Here is a 15,763-nt window from a genome sequence, read left to right as displayed (position 1 = left end):
GTCTGATCGAAAACCGCGTCGCCGAAGGTGGTTCCGACCGTCTGATCGAAAATCGCGTTGCCGAAGGTGGTTCCGACCGTCTGATCGAAAGCCGCGCTGTATGAATGAATGGCTTTGCAGCAACACTCGACAAAAAACCCGGCCTCACCCACCGGGTTTTTTTATGCATTTTTTGAGACCGGTCACTTCCCCGCCAGCGCCATGCAGCGCTGATAACGCTCGTCGACCCGCTTGGCAAACCACGCCGTGGTGAGTTTTCGGGTGATTTTCGGGCTCTGCAACGCAATCCCCGGCAATACCGCTCGCGGCAATGGACGGCCTTCGGCCTTCTCGGCCAATTCGAAAACCCGCTGATACAACGTACTGTCCTCGAACTCGAGGCTTTTGCCCTTCTCCAGTTGATCCCGAATCGTCGGGTTACGCATGCCCAGTTGCTTGCCGAGGGTGCGCACGGCCAGTTCCGTGGTGCCGGGCATGATCGAGTCGTAGCGCACCAGATCACCGTCCAGCGCCAGAGGAATCCCCGAAGCACGGCTCACCGCGTTCTGAAATGCGGCGTTTCGACTGGCGTACCAACCGGCGTTGAAATCGGCGAAGCGGTACAGCGGCTGCTTGTAGCTCACCGGATAACCGAGCAAGTGGGCGATGCCGAAATACATACCGCCGCGACGGCTGAACACTTCATGCCGAATCGAGCCGTCCACCGGGTACGGATAACCCCGCGCCTGCTGCTCGGCGAAGTCGATGCTGACCTGCATCGGTCCGCCGGTGTGCACCGGATTGAAACCACCGAACAGCGTGCGGCCCATGGGCACCCTGCCGATGAAATCATCGAAGATCGCGCTCAATTCCTTTTCACTGCGCGCGGCATTCAATCGGTCGCTGTAGCTTTTGCCGGTGCTGGAACGTATTTGCAGCGCACCGCTCACTAGCAGGCCGGGGATGTGGGCTTTGGCGGCACGGCGGTCGATTTCCTCTCGGGCGATCTTGCCCAGGCCCGGCACCGGCGGGTCCGCCTGAAAGGTCGACTCCTGCTCGGTGACCGCCAGTACGGAACACAGATTTTGCGTAGAGGGATAAATGTTCTGCGCAGCAAACGCCGCGTAGATGTCCGTGGCCCAGCCTTGGCGATCAACGGTTTTCGCCGGCAGCAGGCGCACGATCTCGGCCTTGACCTCTTTGGGTGTGCGGGCCGGGGCTTCCTGGGTGCGCTGAGTCCCGCAACCGGCCAGCACCAACAGCGCCGCGACGCTCGTGATCAATCGATTGGCTTGCATGGCGCTCCATCAGATCCGTTGAACCGGGTTAACCATACGATCAATCGCATGGCGCAGGCTATGACTGTGCCGGCGACACACTGTTCCCGGCACAGACACATTGAACTGTGGGAGCCGGCTTGCTGGCGATGGGAGCACCGAGGTGTATCAAGATGAGCGCGTTATCGTTCATCGCCAGCAAGCCGGCTCCTACAGGGTCTTTTCCGTTGGGCGGGCTGTCTGACGGCCCTCTTTGGCTGGACCATACTTGAGCCAAGACGCCAGGGGAGAACAGGCGCATGAACCGTAGCGACGTACTGATCATCGGCGCCGGACCCACCGGACTGGTGCTCGCGCTGTGGCTGAGCAAACTGGGGATCCGCGTGCGGATTATCGACAAGACCTCGGCCCCCGGCACCACTTCACGGGCGTTGGCCGTGCAGGCGCGCACACTGGAACTGTATCGCCAGCTCGACCTCAACGAGGCCGTGATACACAAAGGGCATCGCGTGGCGGCGGCCAACTTCTGGGTCAAGGGCGAACCCGTGGCGCGCTTGCCGTTGGGCCGGATTGGCGAGGGTCTGACGCCGTATGCATTCCTGGAGATTTTTCCCCAGGACGAGCACGAACAATTGCTGATTGAACGCCTGGAAACCTTTGGCATCCGGGTCGAGCGCAACACCGAGTTGGAGAGCTTCGAAGAAACCGGCGATGGCATCACCGCACGGCTGCGCCTGCCCGATGGTCAAGAGGAAACCTGTCAGGCCTGTTACCTCGCCGGTTGCGACGGTGCCCGTTCGCGGGTGCGCAAAACCCTCGACACCGGATTTCCCGGCGGCACCTACCAGCAGATTTTCTACGTGGCCGACGTGCAGGCCAGCGGGCCGGCGCTCAATGGCGAGCTGCACCTGGACCTCGATGAAGCAGACTTTCTCGCGGTGTTTCCCCTCGCCGGCCAAGGTCGCGCGCGGTTGATCGGCACCGTTCGCGACGAACGCGCCGAGCATGTGGAAACCCTGCGATTCGAAGACGTCAGCACCCGCGCCATCGAACACTTGAAAGTGCAGATCGAGCAGGTGAACTGGTTCTCGACCTACCGTGTGCATCATCGGGTGGCCGATCACTTTCGCAGCGGTCGCGCATTTCTATTGGGCGACGCGGCCCATGTCCACAGCCCGGCGGGCGGCCAGGGCATGAACACCGGCATCGGCGATGCCATCAACCTCGCCTGGAAACTCGCGGCCGTGTTGAGCGGCGGTGCTGCCCCGCATCTGCTCGACACGTATGAAACCGAGCGCATCGCCTTTGCCCGCAAACTGGTCGCCACCACCGACCGGGTGTTCAGTTTTGTCACCGCCGAAGGACGCATGGCGGATTTGCTGCGTACTCGTCTGGCGCCGTTCCTGTTGCCGAAAATGGCTTCGTTCGAGGCCTCCCGGGAATTCCTGTTTCGTACGGTGTCGCAGATCACCCTCAATTATCGTGGAATGCCATTGAGCACCGGCGTCGCCGGGCACGTTCACGGTGGCGACCGCTTGCCGTGGGCGCATGATGGTGAAGGGGATAATTTCGGGCCGCTGAAGTGCCCGAACTGGCAGGTACATGTGTACGGCGACACCAGCGACGAAATGATTGCCTGGTGCAATGAACATCACTTGCCGTTGCATGTGTTTGACTGGCGACCGGCGTTTGAAACATCAGGCCTTGGGCGCAACGGGTTTTATTTGTTGCGGCCGGATACCTACGTGGCGGTGGCCGAGTCGTGCTCGGATCCGAAGGTGATCGAACGGTACTTCCGGGATCGCGGGATACGACCGTATTTTGGCCCTCACTGATTCAACACAGTCCAAATGTGGGAGCGGGCTTGCTCGCGAAGGCGGTGTGTCAGTCGACAGTTGCATTGACTGATACACCGCCTTCGCGAGCAAGCCCGCTCCCACAGGGGTTTTGTGTGTGTGTTTTTTAGATCCCGGCCAGGGCCAGGTCCATTGCGAAGTAGGTGAAGATCAAATCCGCACCCGCCCGTTTGATCGCGCCGAGACTCTCGCGCACCACGCGGTCCTCATCGATGGCCCCGGCCTGTGCGCCGAACTTGATCATCGCGTACTCGCCGCTCACCTGGTACGCCGACAGCGGCAGGCGCGAAACCTCGCGAATGTCGCGGATGATGTCCAGGTACGCGCCGGCCGGCTTGACCATCAGCGCGTCGGCGCCTTCCTGCTCGTCCATCAACGACTCACGCACCGCTTCGCGGCGGTTCATCGGGTTCATTTGATAGCTTTTGCGGTCGCCCTTGAGTGCGCTGCCGCCGGCTTCGCGGAACGGGCCGTAGAGCGCCGAGGCGAATTTGGTCGAATAGGCCATGATCGCGGTCTGGGTGAAACCGGCATCATCCAGCGCCCGGCGAATCGCCTGGACCTGCCCGTCCATGGCCGCCGACGGCGCGATCACATCGGCACCGGCACGGGCTGCCGCGACGGCTTGTTTGCCGAGGTTGATCAGGGTCTGGTCATTATCGACTTCGTGGTTGTGCAACACGCCGCAGTGACCGTGGTCGGTGTATTCGCAGAAGCAGGTGTCGGACATCACGATCATCTCCGGCACCGCGTCCTTGGCGATGCGCGCCATGCGCGAGACCAGGCCATTGTCACTCCAGGTGTCGCTGCCGCTGCTGTCCAGATGATGGGACACGCCGAAGGTCATCACCGACTTGATCCCCGCCCGGGCATAGCGCTCGATCTCGCCGGCCAGTTTCGACTCCGGAATCCGCATCACACCGGGCATGCTTTTGATCGGCACGAAGTCGTCGATTTCTTCCTCGACGAAAATCGGCAGCACCAGATCGTTCAAGCTGAATTCGGTTTCCTGGAACAGGCTGCGCAGGCTCGCATTGCGGCGCAGACGGCGTGGACGTGCTTCGGGGAACTGACTGGACATGGGGTTTCCTGAAAAATCGGGGGACGAGACGAAAGTCGTAAGGGGGCGAAAGCTTATGCCCAGTTCGCCGCCGGGCACAAACCTCAGCGGAGTAAAAACCGTTACCGCTGCAGCAATAATCACCGCATCCACCATAAAACCCTGTGGGAGCGGGCTTGCTCGCGAAGGCGTCGTGTCAGTCGACATGGATGTTGAATGTCACGACGCCTTCGCGAGCAAGCCCGCTCCCACAGGTTTTACAGCGTCATGGTTCCGGAAATACAGGTCACCACGGAACCACCAATCCAGATCTCATCGCCCACCTGATCGACCTGAATGCGCCCAGCCCGCCCCATGGTCAAGCCCTGACTCACCACGTAAGACGCCGGCGCCAGCCCTTCGCTGAGCAGCCATTGAGCGATGCCGGCATTCAGGCTGCCGGTGGCGGGATCTTCCGGCATGCCGTCGCCGGAAATGAACGCCCGCACTTCGAACTGTGCGTCGTCGCCGTCACGCTCGGGATGCCACGGCGCAATCACGCCAACCGCGAGGCCGAGCATCTGCGTATGGTCCGGCTGAAGATCCAGCACCTGCTGGCGATCCTCGACCATCACCGCCAGCCAGCGCCGTTATCGACCCACTGTGCCCGCACGATGGCGCCCGGTTCCAGTCGGAGCCCGCGTCGCACGCGCTCTACCAGATCCGCCTGCACCGGCCCGGTCTTGAGCAGTGGCGGTGCGAGAAAGGCCAGTTCCGCGCCTTGCCGGCGCACCCGCACCAGGCCCACGCCGCACTCCTGAATGATCTCCTCGCCCTTGGGGACGCCACCGGCTTCGAGCCAGGCATGGCAGGTGCCCAAGGTCGGGTGACCGGCGAATGGCAATTCGTTCAGGGTGGTGAAAATCCGCACCCGGTAATCGGCCCGAGGGTCCTGCGGGGCGAGGATGAACGTGGTTTCACTGAGATTGGTCCAGGTGGCGAACGCCGCCATGCGCTCATCGCTGAGCTCATCGGCGCCGAATACCACGGCCAACGGATTGCCCTTGAGCGCAACGCGGCTGAAGACATCTACTTGCTTGAAATCGAATGCGTGCATGGCCTGCCTTGGTCTTGGTGGATTCGAAATGTCTTACTTGGGAATTTCCAGCCCGCGCATCACCGCCGGCCGCGCCAGGAAGCGCTCCAGCACCCGCGTCACGTTCGGGAAATCCTTGATGCCCACCAGATCGCCCGCCTCATAGAAGCCGATCAGGTTGCGCACCCACGGGAATGTCGCGATGTCGGCGATGGTGTAGCGCTCGCCCATGATCCAGTCGCGCCCCTGCAGACGTCCATCAAGCACTTTTAACAAACGTTTACTTTCCTCGACATAGCGATCCCGAGGGCGTTTGTCTTCGTAGTCCTTGCCGGCGAATTTATTGAAGAAACCGAGCTGGCCAAACATTGGCCCGATGCCACCCATCTGAAACATCAACCACTGGATCGTCTCATAACGCGCAGCCGATTCCTGGGCCAGCAACTGCCCGCTCTTGTCGGCGAGGTAAATCAGAATCGCCCCGGACTCGAACAACGGCAGCGGCAGGTCGTCCGGCCCGTGGGGGTCGAGGATCGCCGGGATCTTGTTGTTGGGGTTCAGCGACAGAAACTCGGGCGACAGCTGGTCGTTGGTGTCGAAGCCCACGCGATGCGGCTCGTAGGGCAGGCCGATCTCTTCGAGCATGATCGACACCTTGACGCCGTTGGGGGTCGGCAACGAGTAGAGCTGAATCCACTCAGGGTATTGGGCTGGCCATTTTTGGGTGATAGGGAAAGCGGACAGATCGGTCATCACATGGATCCACGAAGAGATTGAGAGGCACGATCATAGTGTGAGTGGCCGCAGGCTGCGACGTACGGCGTATCGATATTGATGATTACCAAGATCAATGGATTGCAGTCTTCTCCTGCGACCGCCCCGTGTACTGTGTCCATAAATCCGCAACATCCTGTCGATAACCTCTGCTCCAACCCGTTCATGGTTGTCGATACATTGCTGCGCATGCCGCCGGAATCGAACCAAACGGGCCTCAGTGGACTCTGAGTGCTGCCCTTTCGGAAACGGACCGGATCATCGACATGGAAAACACCCGACGCTGGGAGCGCGTGGTGTAAAGGTTTGTCAGCCTTAACCGAATGCGCTGAAGAACCCTTATTCCATGATGAACCTTATGAAATTGGTCCAACGCTTCAAGCATCGCACCTATGTCGTGCTGCCCTCCCTGTTGGCAATCAGTGCGCTGCTCCTGTCGTTTGTCGTCAGTGAAAGCCGCGCCCAGCCGGCTGACGGCACCCAGACGCTGGTTTTCCTGCGCCACGCGGAAAAACCCGCCGGCGGCCTCGGCCAGCTCAATTGCCAGGGCCTGAACCGCGCCATCGACCTGGCCACCCTGCTCCCGGAAAAATTCGGCAAGGCCAACTACGTGTTTGCAGCCAACCCGACGCGCAATGTCGAGGAAGGCGAGCTGGATAATTCCTACAGCTACATTCGCCCCCTGATGACCATCAGCCCCAGCGCCATCAAGCTCGGTTTGCCGGTGAACATCAACTTCTCGGCCAACGACACCAGTGACCTGGCCGACGAACTGCTGCATGACAAGTACCACAACTCGGTGATCTACACCGCGTGGTCCCACGGCTACCTGCCCGAGCTGATCAACAAGGTCGCCGGCGAAGCGGTCGGCAAGAAACAGAACATCACCGATGACTGGGAGTCCAGCGACTACGACTCGCTGTATGTACTCACCCTGACCTGGCACAACGGCAAGGCCAGTCTGCAGAGCCACAGCTACAAGCAAGGCCTGGATAACGGCCGGGAAACCTGCCCGACATAAGGACTGGTCGCGCTGTTCGACCCGCGCACGACCTGTAGGAGCCGGCTTGCTGGCGATTCAGGCAACTCGGTGCAACGGGAAGACCGAGGTGTCTGCATCGCCAGCAAGCCGGCTCCTACAGGGATGGGTTATGGCAGCAAAATTACTTTGTCGCCACTGCCCTGATTCACTTCGGCATAACGTTCCAGCCCTTCGGCCAATGGCGATTCGAACAACCCTTGCGGCAACGGCAACAGGTCCTGGTCGAAGAACCGGCCGAACTGATCGAGCATCGCCGCGCACGCCTGCACGCCGTATAGCAACGAGTTGATCCCCACCACCGAACCGCCCTTGCGATACAGCGCCAGGGCCGGCAATTGCACCTGGCCATCCACCGGCGCGGCGATGATCGCGATGCGACCGAACGCGGCCAGCGCGGGGACGGAGGCCGGTAGCCAGAACCCGGTGGTGTCAAAAATCACGTCGGCGCCGCCGGTGTAGACCGCATTCACCTGCGCCCCCAAGTCCTCGGGTTTATCCAGCTGCAACGTCTGATACCCCTGAGCCTGCAAGTCCTTGACCTGCTCCGGCCGACGCGCCGCCGCCAGTACCTGGGCGCCACGCACCTTGGCCAGCGCCAGCGCAGCACTGCCGACCGCCCCGCCACCGATCACCAATAACCGCGTTTGTGCGTTCACCAGGCTGCGCTCCAGCGCATCCCACGCCGTGGTGTAAGGCACGCCGAGGCTGGCGGCCTGGGCAAAACTCAGGTGCGTCGGTTTGCGCGCCACGCCATTGGCCGGCAGCTTGACGAATTGCGCATGGGAGCCGTCGGCGAAAAAGCCCAGTTCACGGCCGGTGCCCCACACTTCCTGACCGATCAACGCCTGCGGGCCTTCGACGACGACACCTGCAAAATCACGCCCGGGAATGCGCGGCAACGTGGTGTAGGGAAAACGTCCCAGCACATTCTTCACATCGCTGGGATTGAGGCCGGCGGCCTTGATTTGCACCAGCACTTCATCGGCGCCGGGCATGGGGGTCGGAACCTCGACATAGCGCAGGGCCGAAAGGTCGCCGGTTTTGTCGAACTGCAATGCTTTCATGGGAGTGTCCATCCAACAGGGGAAAGGGAATTCAGGAGATCCAGCCAGTGACCAGTTGCCGCCCCATGGGCCACAACTTTTCACCGGCGAGCATGCCCAGCAGGCCCACCAGCGCGATGGCCGGTGGTGCGGGGGAACGAAAATCGAGCGCGCCGTAAAGCAAACCGACGCCCAGACCGATGACCAGCGAGATGAGGTAGCTCATGGCAGACTCCGTGGGCAATTGAGGGATGCCCAAAGTCTAAAGGCCGGCATCCGCGAGCATCGGCCAAGTGCTTCTGAATTCCGGCCAAACCACCCGCAATAACCTGTAGGAGCCAGCTTGCTGGCGATAGCTGACGTGAGGGCGATGCAAAATTTGAGGATGCTATCGCCAGCAAGCTGGCTCCTACAGGTTCGTGCAGAACTGCGAGGGCGCGACACCCAGCTCCCGACGGAACATGTCACTGAAGCTGCTCGGCGAGTAGCCCAGCTCCCGGGCGATCGCACTGACCGGCGCCCCCTGGATCAGCTCCGCGACCGCAGTCGCCAGTTGCACTTGTCGCCGCCACTCGGCGAAGCCCATGCCCAGACCGTCCTTGAACAGCCGCGCCAGGGTGCGCACGCTGGCCCCGGCATTTTGCGCGTGTTGTTCGAAGGAAACGTCCAGCGATGGTGCAGCCATGACGGCCTGACACAGGTTCATCAGGCGCCGGTCGGAATCATCCGGCAACGGGATTTTCAGCAGCGAACGCTTGGCTCGCCGCAGTTCCAGCAGTGCCAGCCCGACCAGCGCCTCGTAATACTCCGGCGCGCCGTCGTCGCCCTGCTCCACCAGCCCGACGATGAGCTCACGCAGCAACCCGCCCACTTCGATCACCTGGACCGTGTCGTCCAGCGTCGCCGCCAATGCCGGACGCAGGTAGATGTTGCGCATCTGCAGGTCCGAGACCACGCGAATGCCGTGAGGCACGCCCGGCGGTAACCACACCGCCCGTTGCGGCGGCACCACCAGCGCCTCATGCGGCGTTTCGACCCACATCACCCCGCTCATCGCATACAACAACTGGCCCCAGACATGCTCGTGAGGCTCGATGAACAGCCCGCGCGGATAGGTGCGTGCCAGCGGTTGCACGGGCACATCGGTGTCACTCAAGTCGGGGGGCGCGGCAAGGGCCATGGTCAGCATTCATCGGGGATTTTCAGAAAATCCATGGTAACCAGCCGCAGGCTTCATCGCCACTGGCCGCAGCCGTCTGACAATCCGAATGAATTTTCCGTACCGCCGACGATCCTTCTATTACTACAGGGAGGAATACGGGCTTTATGAATAACGCAAAACTTTTCGTCATTGAATACACCCTTCATGGCGTCCCAAAGTCTTTCATCATTCGCCTGGACAAAATGGACAATGCGCAGGCTTGGCATTGGGCGAGTTGCGACGCCGGCGTGGGCCGGATCCCGCGCTTTGGAAGGGAGAAAGTGCAAAAGACCAGCAAGCCGATGGCGGAAAAATTCGGCGTGGAAAATGTCACTTGGCGGCCCGCCAGCTAACGACGCTTTTCTGTAGGAGCACGCTTGCTCGCGATGAACGATAACGCGGTCAGCCTGAAGAACCTCGGCGCCTGCATCGCGAGCAAGCTTGCTCCTACACAGTCAGTGTTGGGCGCACTTGCAGTCTTTGTGCACGCATTCTTCACCGTGTTCATGGTGTTTGGCGCAGGCTTCGCAACAGTAGTGCTTGCCGTGACGTGCGATCGGATGCTGGCCCAGTTTGCAGTTGCATTTCGGGCAGTCGCATTTACTTTCGCTATCGATCATGAGTCTGACTCCTGAGGTGGTGGTCGTCGGGGCTACAACCCGTCTCACCAGTGTAGAAGTTGCCACAGACGACGCAGCCCGATCCTGTAGGAGCGAGGCTTGCCCGCGAAGAACGATAACGCGATGTAACTGGTTAGATCGCGGCATCTGCTTCGCGGGCAAGCCTCGCTCCTACAGGAAAGCGAAAGCGGTCAGGCCTGGCGGGTATTGCTGCGATACATGAACACCAGCGCCAACCCGAGCAACACCATCGCCAGTATCCGGCTGCCGGACAGCTCGATCTGCGGGTTGCCCAGCCAGCCGAAGTTATCGATCAGCATCCCCATGCCCAACTGCCCGACGATCACCGCGACCGTCGCCACCGCCGTACCCACCCGTGGCACCGCCCCCACCATCACCATCATGTACACCACGCCGAACAGCGCGCCGCTGAGCTGCCATTTCGGCACGTCCAGCAGGCTCATGGCCTGGGCCGGCTCGAAAAACAGGATCAGCAACCCGGTGCTCACCGCCCCCACCACGAACGTCAACAAACTGCTGCGCAGCACACCGACCGTTTCGCCCAGACGCCCATTGATGGCGGCCTGAACACTCAACACCGCACCGGCAGCCACGACCACCGCCAACAAAATAATCAGATTCATCATTAACCCCGCGCAATCAGAACAAGTGCCGCCACAATCAGCAGCAAGGCCAGCCAACGTTCACCGTTGACCTTTTTACGAGTGGCGCCGAACCAGCCGAAGTGGTCGATCAGCACGCTTTTACCGACCTGCCCGGACAGGATCGCGATCATCGTCATCGCAATGCCGATGTACGGCGTGGCCAGGGTCAGCACCACCACGTAGATCGGCCCGAGAAAACCGCCGATCAACTGCCAGCGCGGCAGGTCGCTGAAGGCCGGTCCCTTTTGCGGGCCGCTGAGCAGCAGCAGGAAAAACAGGATCGCCGAGCCGACGCCGAAGATGCTCAACGTCGCCCACAAGTGACCGACCTGAACCCCCAGCGGCCCGAGCAGACCGGCCTCCACGGACAGGCCCATACCGGCCAGGATCACCAAAGGCAGCAGCAAAAGCCGCAACCCGGGTTTGGTTGCTGGTGTGACAGCGATATCGATTGAAGAAGATTGCATTGGGAACTCCTGTGTTATCGATCAACACACGATCCCTGTAGGAGCCGGCTTGCCGGCGATGGCGTCCTCGAGATTGCTATCGCCGGCAAGCCGGCTCCTACACGGGATTTGTGTTGTCGGTGTGATTGGCGCGCATTATCGGCTGGCGCAGCTGTGCGATAAATGGGAGCATCCTGACAACACTTTTGCGTAACTCGCACAGCAGGATTCTTCATGCACGGCCTCCACGAATTGGGTTTCAAGGCACTTCGGCTGTTTGTCGCAGTACTCGACCACGGCAGCTTCTCTGAAGTCGCCCGCCGCGAAGGCCTGGCGCCGTCGTCGATTTCCCGGCAGATCCAGTTGATGGAACAAGCGCTGAGCCAGCAATTGCTTTACCGCCACACCCGTGCGGTCACGCCGACGGAAGCCGGACGCTTGCTCGGCGAGCATGCGCGATTGGTGCTGGTGCAGTTGGAGGAAGCCGAACAGGCGTTGCAGGAACAACAAAGCGAGCCGAGCGGGCTGGTGCGGATCAACGCGCCGGTAGTGTTTGGCCAACGGCACCTGACGCCCTGGCTGGGGCAACTGTGCGAGTGCTACCCAAAATTGCAGCTGGATATCCAGCAGACCGACAGCTACGTCGCACCGTTACAGGAAGGTGCCGACCTGCTGTTTCGCATCGGCCCGCTGCACGATTCGAGCATGCAGGCGCGGATTCTGGCGCCTCAACGCTTTCAGGTGGCTGCGAGCCCGGCGTACTTGAAACGCCATGGCACACCGTTGCATCCCGAAGACCTCGCGGCGCATCAATGCCTGGCCTACAAAGGCGTGGCCGGCCAGCAACGCTGGTTTTTCCGCCAGGGTCAGCAGGACTGGAGGCCCTACTCGGTGAAGGGACCGATCACCGGCAACCACGCCGACACCCTCACACAGGCCGCCGAACAAGGCCTGGGCCTGGTGATGTTTCCGTCATGGCTGATTGGTGAAGCGGTGCGCAACGGCACGCTGGTGCCGGTGCTGGGGAAATATCAGGTGTCCAACAGCCTTGAGCCGCAACAGATCGCCGTGCTCTGGCCCGGGAGCCGACGGTTGTCGGTGAAGGTAAGGACGGTGATTGATTTCTATGTCGAATGCTTTGGGGCTGTGCCGTATTGGGACAGGCCCTGACACCTGCAACACCGCAACCCTTTGTAGGAGCCGGCTTGCTGGCGATAGCGGTGCATCAGCCAACATTGATGGCGCCTGACACAACGCTATCGCCAGCAAGCCGGCTCCTACAAAGGGGCGTTGTGTCAGTCGACATCGATGTTGGCTGACATGCCGCCATCGCCGGCAAGCCGGCTCCTACAAGGTGGGGGTCAGATGCGGAACTGGCCGACCAGAGTGCCGAGGCGCTGGCCAAGATCAGCCAGGCTGCGGGACGTCTGGGCGCCGAGTTGGGTTTCGCCGGCCACGTTGTCCACGGCCACCGCGATCTGATGCACGCTGCGGTTGATCTCTTCGGCCACGGCGGTCTGCTCCTCGGCGGCGCTGGCGATCTGCGCGTTCATCGAGTTGATGGTGCCGATCAGTTGAGCCATGGTGTCCAGCGAAGCACCCGCTTCGTTGGCCTGCATGGACGTACCGTCGCCGGCCTCGCTGGAGCGGCGCATCGCTTCCACCGCCGACTGGGTGCCGGCCTGCAAGCGGTCGATCATGCCCTGGATTTCCTGGGTGCTGATTTGCGTGCGGCTGGCCAGCGCACGGACTTCGTCGGCCACCACCGCAAATCCGCGACCGGCCTCACCGGCACGGGCCGCTTCAATGGCGGCGTTGAGCGCCAACAGGTTGGTCTGCTCGGCAATCGAACGGATCACCCCGAGCACGCTGACAATCGATGACACGTCCTTTTGCAGGCTGTCGAGGGACACGCCGCTGCTGCGAATATCGTCGACCAACGCATGAATCTTGACGATGCTGCCGGCCACCACACGCTTGGCCGTCTGGCCTTCTTCGTCGGTCTGCTGCGCCGCCACTGCCGCGTTTTGTGCACTTTTCGCCACTTCCTGCGCGGCGGCCGACATTTCGTTGATCGCCGTGGCCACCTGATCGGTCTCGTGACGCTGACGCTCCATCGCCTGATCCGAACGCTGGGCCTGATCGGAGACCTGATTCACCAGCCCGGTCAATTGCGAGGTCATTTCGGTAATCTGACGCACCAGGCCGTGGATCTTGTCGACGAACCGGTTGAACGAGCCGGCGAGTTGGCCGAGTTCATCCTGGCTGGTGATGGTCAGGCGCCGGGTCAGGTCGCCCTCGCCCGCCGCGATGTCGTCGAGGTTGGCTTTCATCAGGTTCAGCGGACGCAGAATGGTGTTGGCCAGCAGCATGCCGGCGGCGGCAATCAGCAGCAGCACGACGGCGGCGATGCCGATGATGCTCAGCAACACGCCTTCCATCCGGTCTTGAACCTTGGCTTCGACCACGGCCACTTGCGCCTCGATACCGTCGAGGTTGACCGAGGTGCCGACCGCCATGTCCCACTTCGGCAGGTATTCGGTGTAGCCCAGTTTTGGTACCAGCACCTGGGTATTGCCAGGCAATGGCGAGCTGTATTGCAGGTAGTGAGTGCCGTCTTTGGCGACTTTCACCAGGTCGCGGTTGACGTAGACGCCGTTTGGATCGCGGTTGTCCTTGAAGCTCTGGCCCACGCCTTCGGGGCTGTTGGCCTTGAACAGGCGCACGGTGTTGGAGTCGTAGCCGAAGAAGTAGCCTTCCTTGCCGTAGCTGATGCTCGACAGCAATTTGATCACTTGGGCCCGCGCCGCGTCATCGCCGGGGGCGGCGGCCTCGTAGAGCGGTTTGATCGCGGTCATGGCCACGGCGACGTAACTTTGCAGGGTGGCCTTGGCGTCGCTGAGCAGGCGCTGACGCGTCTCCTCGACTTCCTTGCGGGCCTGTTCCTGCAGAACGAACAACGTGGTCAGGCTGATGACCAGCGCAAAGAGCAACACCGGGAGGACGGCAAGGGACAGGACTTTAGCCTTCAGGCTCATGCGCATGACGGTTCACTCTTTTGGTTTTATTGGCGTGGTTAAAGGCTTTAACGGCACGCCGGGTCAAAAGTTGAGCTGGAGGGGCAATGAGGTCCCCTGTAGGAGTGAGCCTGCTCGCGATGAGGGCAGCATATCCAACATCTATGTGACAGACAGACCGCTATCGCGAGCAGGCTCGCTCCCACAGGGGGTCTTCGTTTAGAGAACCATCGCGGCCACCCAGCCGAACGCCAGCAGCGGCAGGTTGTAATGCAGGAAGGTCGGGACCACGGTGTCCCAGATGTGGTGGTGCTGACCGTCGATGTTCAGGCCGGAGGTCGGGCCGAGCGTCGAGTCGGAAGCAGGCGAACCGGCGTCGCCCAGCGCGCCGGCGGTGCCGACGATGCAGACGATGGCGATCGGGCTGAACCCCAGTTGCACGCACAGCGGCACGAAAATCGCTGCCAGAATCGGCACGGTGGAAAACGACGAACCGATGCCCATGGTCACCAGCAGGCCGACCAGCAGCATCAGCAACGCACCGATGCCTTTACTGTGGCCGATCCACGACGCCGACGCTTCAACCAGCGTCTGCACCTGACCGGTGGCTTTCATCACTTCGGCAAACCCCGAGGCGGCGATCATGATGAAACCGATCATCGCCATCATCTTCATGCCTTCGGTGAACAGATCATCGGTGTCGCGCCATTTCACAATGCCCGACACCGAGAAGATCAAAAAGCCTGCCAGTGCACCGATAATCATCGAGTCCAGCAGCAACTGAATAATGAACGCCGCCGCAATCGCCACACCCGCAACCATCAGGCTCAGCGGGTTGTACTGCACCGCGACCTGCTCGACCTGTTCGATCTTTTCCAAGTCGTAGACGCGCTTCTTGCGGTAGCTGATAAAGGCTGCCGCAAGCCCCACCACCATGCCCAGCGCCGGAATGCCCATGGCATGGGTGACGTTGATGCCGCTGATATCGACGCCGCTGCGGGCCACGTTGGCCAGCAGGATTTCATTGAGGAAAATGTTGCCGAAGCCCACTGGCAGGAACATGTACGGGGTGATCAGGCCAAAGGTCATGACGCAGGCGATCAACCGCCGATCCAGTTGCAGCTTGGTCAGCACATACAACAGCGGCGGCACCAGCAACGGAATGAAAGCGATATGTATCGGCAGAATATTCTGTGAAGCGATGGCCACCACCCACAGCAGGCCGATCAGCAGCCACTTCACCGAACCGCCACCGTTGGCGTGCTGGCGGTCAACCATGGCCAGGGCTTTGTCGGCCAGCGCATGGGCCAGGCCGGACTTGGCAATCGCCACCGCGAAGGCGCCGAGCAAGGCATAAGACAAGGCCACCGTCGCCCCGCCGCCGAGACCGCTGTTGAAGGCTTTCAAGGTGGCGTCGATGCCCAGGCCACCGGTCAGACCACCCACCAGCGCGCCGATAATCAGCGCGATCACCACGTGCACGCGGGACAGGCTGAGAATCAGCATGATGCCGACCGCGGCAATTACAGCATTAATCATCGTTACCTCAAGGCAAGCGAAATGAGCCCGGCCGGCAGTCTGCGAAGAGCCGCCAGCGGGATAAGGAATGGGTTTTATTAGAGGGCGCGCACTGTGCCGGACCGCTGCCGCCTTGTCAAAGCAGACACCCGATGTTGGAACGATGCAGCACCCTGTAGGAGCCGGCTTG

The 15,763-nt window shown here is 61.3% G+C and carries 15 protein-coding genes and 1 pseudogene; 4 read left to right on the top strand and 12 right to left on the bottom strand.

Annotated features, from left to right (window positions below):
• Positions 1-182 precede the first annotated feature (182 nt).
• A complete protein-coding gene (locus PMI32_RS01390; RefSeq protein WP_008035197.1) occupies positions 183-1,277 on the bottom strand; it encodes a DUF1615 domain-containing protein in 1,095 nt (364 codons plus the stop codon).
• Between the two features lie 278 nt (positions 1,278-1,555).
• On the opposite strand from PMI32_RS01390, the gene PMI32_RS01395 reads away from it, so the two are divergent.
• On the top strand, positions 1,556-3,091 hold the full coding sequence (locus PMI32_RS01395; protein WP_008035187.1) for an FAD-dependent oxidoreductase: 1,536 nt from the start codon (positions 1,556-1,558) through the stop codon (positions 3,089-3,091).
• Positions 3,092-3,218: 127 nt separating this feature from the next.
• Here PMI32_RS01395 and hemB read toward each other — a convergent pair whose 3' ends face one another.
• The 3 genes and pseudogenes from hemB to PMI32_RS01405 all read right to left on the bottom strand — a co-directional run bounded on the left by hemB (position 3,219) and on the right by PMI32_RS01405 (position 6,000).
• The gene (hemB, locus tag PMI32_RS01400; RefSeq protein ID WP_008035185.1) at positions 3,219-4,193 is read right to left on the bottom strand and encodes a porphobilinogen synthase; all 975 of its coding nucleotides are present in this window, start codon (positions 4,191-4,193) and stop codon (positions 3,219-3,221) included.
• Positions 4,194-4,429: 236 nt separating this feature from the next.
• Positions 4,430-5,268: pseudogene (locus tag PMI32_RS0129305) on the bottom strand (PhzF family phenazine biosynthesis protein).
• A 33-nt stretch (positions 5,269-5,301) separates the two neighbouring features.
• Positions 5,302-6,000 carry a glutathione binding-like protein gene (locus PMI32_RS01405; RefSeq protein WP_008035182.1) on the bottom strand — a complete coding sequence of 233 codons (699 nt, stop codon included), beginning with the start codon at positions 5,998-6,000 and terminating at the stop codon, positions 5,302-5,304.
• A 367-nt stretch (positions 6,001-6,367) separates the two neighbouring features.
• Between PMI32_RS01405 and PMI32_RS01410 the strand changes: the two genes are divergently transcribed.
• A complete protein-coding gene (locus tag PMI32_RS01410; RefSeq protein WP_008035181.1) occupies positions 6,368-7,042 on the top strand; it encodes a hypothetical protein in 675 nt (224 codons plus the stop codon).
• Positions 7,043-7,170: 128 nt separating this feature from the next.
• Here PMI32_RS01410 and PMI32_RS01415 read toward each other — a convergent pair whose 3' ends face one another.
• The 3 genes from PMI32_RS01415 to PMI32_RS01420 form a co-directional block, all read right to left on the bottom strand.
• Positions 7,171-8,127, bottom strand: coding sequence for a quinone oxidoreductase family protein (locus PMI32_RS01415; RefSeq protein WP_008035180.1), 957 nt, complete (start codon positions 8,125-8,127; stop codon positions 7,171-7,173).
• 31 nt (positions 8,128-8,158) lie between these two features.
• Positions 8,159-8,332 carry a DUF1427 family protein gene (locus PMI32_RS30125; RefSeq protein WP_008035179.1) on the bottom strand — a complete coding sequence of 58 codons (174 nt, stop codon included), beginning with the start codon at positions 8,330-8,332 and terminating at the stop codon, positions 8,159-8,161.
• A 183-nt stretch (positions 8,333-8,515) separates the two neighbouring features.
• On the bottom strand, positions 8,516-9,286 hold the full coding sequence (locus PMI32_RS01420; protein ID WP_032829230.1) for an AraC family transcriptional regulator: 771 nt from the start codon (positions 9,284-9,286) through the stop codon (positions 8,516-8,518).
• Positions 9,287-9,432: 146 nt separating this feature from the next.
• On the opposite strand from PMI32_RS01420, the gene PMI32_RS01425 reads away from it, so the two are divergent.
• Complete coding sequence (locus PMI32_RS01425) at positions 9,433-9,660, top strand: DUF6555 family protein (protein ID WP_008035177.1); 228 nt, start codon at positions 9,433-9,435, stop codon at positions 9,658-9,660.
• Positions 9,661-9,762: 102 nt separating this feature from the next.
• Here PMI32_RS01425 and PMI32_RS01430 read toward each other — a convergent pair whose 3' ends face one another.
• The 3 genes from PMI32_RS01430 to PMI32_RS01440 form a co-directional block, all read right to left on the bottom strand.
• Positions 9,763-9,927 (bottom strand): metallothionein, encoded by a 165-nt coding sequence (locus tag PMI32_RS01430; RefSeq protein WP_008035176.1) that lies wholly within the window; start codon positions 9,925-9,927, stop codon positions 9,763-9,765.
• 191 nt (positions 9,928-10,118) lie between these two features.
• Positions 10,119-10,574 carry a DMT family transporter gene (locus tag PMI32_RS01435; RefSeq protein WP_008035175.1) on the bottom strand — a complete coding sequence of 152 codons (456 nt, stop codon included), beginning with the start codon at positions 10,572-10,574 and terminating at the stop codon, positions 10,119-10,121.
• The gene (locus tag PMI32_RS01440; RefSeq protein WP_008035174.1) at positions 10,574-11,059 is read right to left on the bottom strand and encodes a DMT family transporter; all 486 of its coding nucleotides are present in this window, start codon (positions 11,057-11,059) and stop codon (positions 10,574-10,576) included. Before PMI32_RS01440 ends, PMI32_RS01435 begins: the two co-directional genes overlap by 1 nt.
• A 213-nt stretch (positions 11,060-11,272) precedes the next feature.
• On the opposite strand from PMI32_RS01440, the gene PMI32_RS01445 reads away from it, so the two are divergent.
• On the top strand, positions 11,273-12,208 hold the full coding sequence (locus tag PMI32_RS01445) for a LysR family transcriptional regulator (protein ID WP_008035172.1): 936 nt from the start codon (positions 11,273-11,275) through the stop codon (positions 12,206-12,208).
• A 191-nt stretch (positions 12,209-12,399) separates the two neighbouring features.
• Here PMI32_RS01445 and ctpM read toward each other — a convergent pair whose 3' ends face one another.
• Both ctpM and PMI32_RS01455 read right to left on the bottom strand, forming a co-directional pair.
• On the bottom strand, positions 12,400-14,076 hold the full coding sequence (ctpM, locus tag PMI32_RS01450) for a methyl-accepting chemotaxis protein CtpM (protein WP_504180675.1): 1,677 nt from the start codon (positions 14,074-14,076) through the stop codon (positions 12,400-12,402).
• A 198-nt stretch (positions 14,077-14,274) separates the two neighbouring features.
• Positions 14,275-15,591, bottom strand: a complete 1,317-nt coding sequence (locus PMI32_RS01455) for a Na+/H+ antiporter family protein (RefSeq protein WP_162130708.1) — start codon at positions 15,589-15,591, stop codon at positions 14,275-14,277.
• Positions 15,592-15,763: the final 172 nt, after the last annotated feature.

Origin of the sequence: Pseudomonas sp. GM60, from assembly GCF_000282415.1 — a bacterium.
Classification (GTDB): Bacteria; Pseudomonadota; Gammaproteobacteria; order Pseudomonadales; family Pseudomonadaceae; genus Aquipseudomonas; species Aquipseudomonas migulae.
The sequence above is the reverse complement of the archived record's forward strand: the minus strand, read 5'-3'. Positions and strand labels throughout refer to the sequence as shown.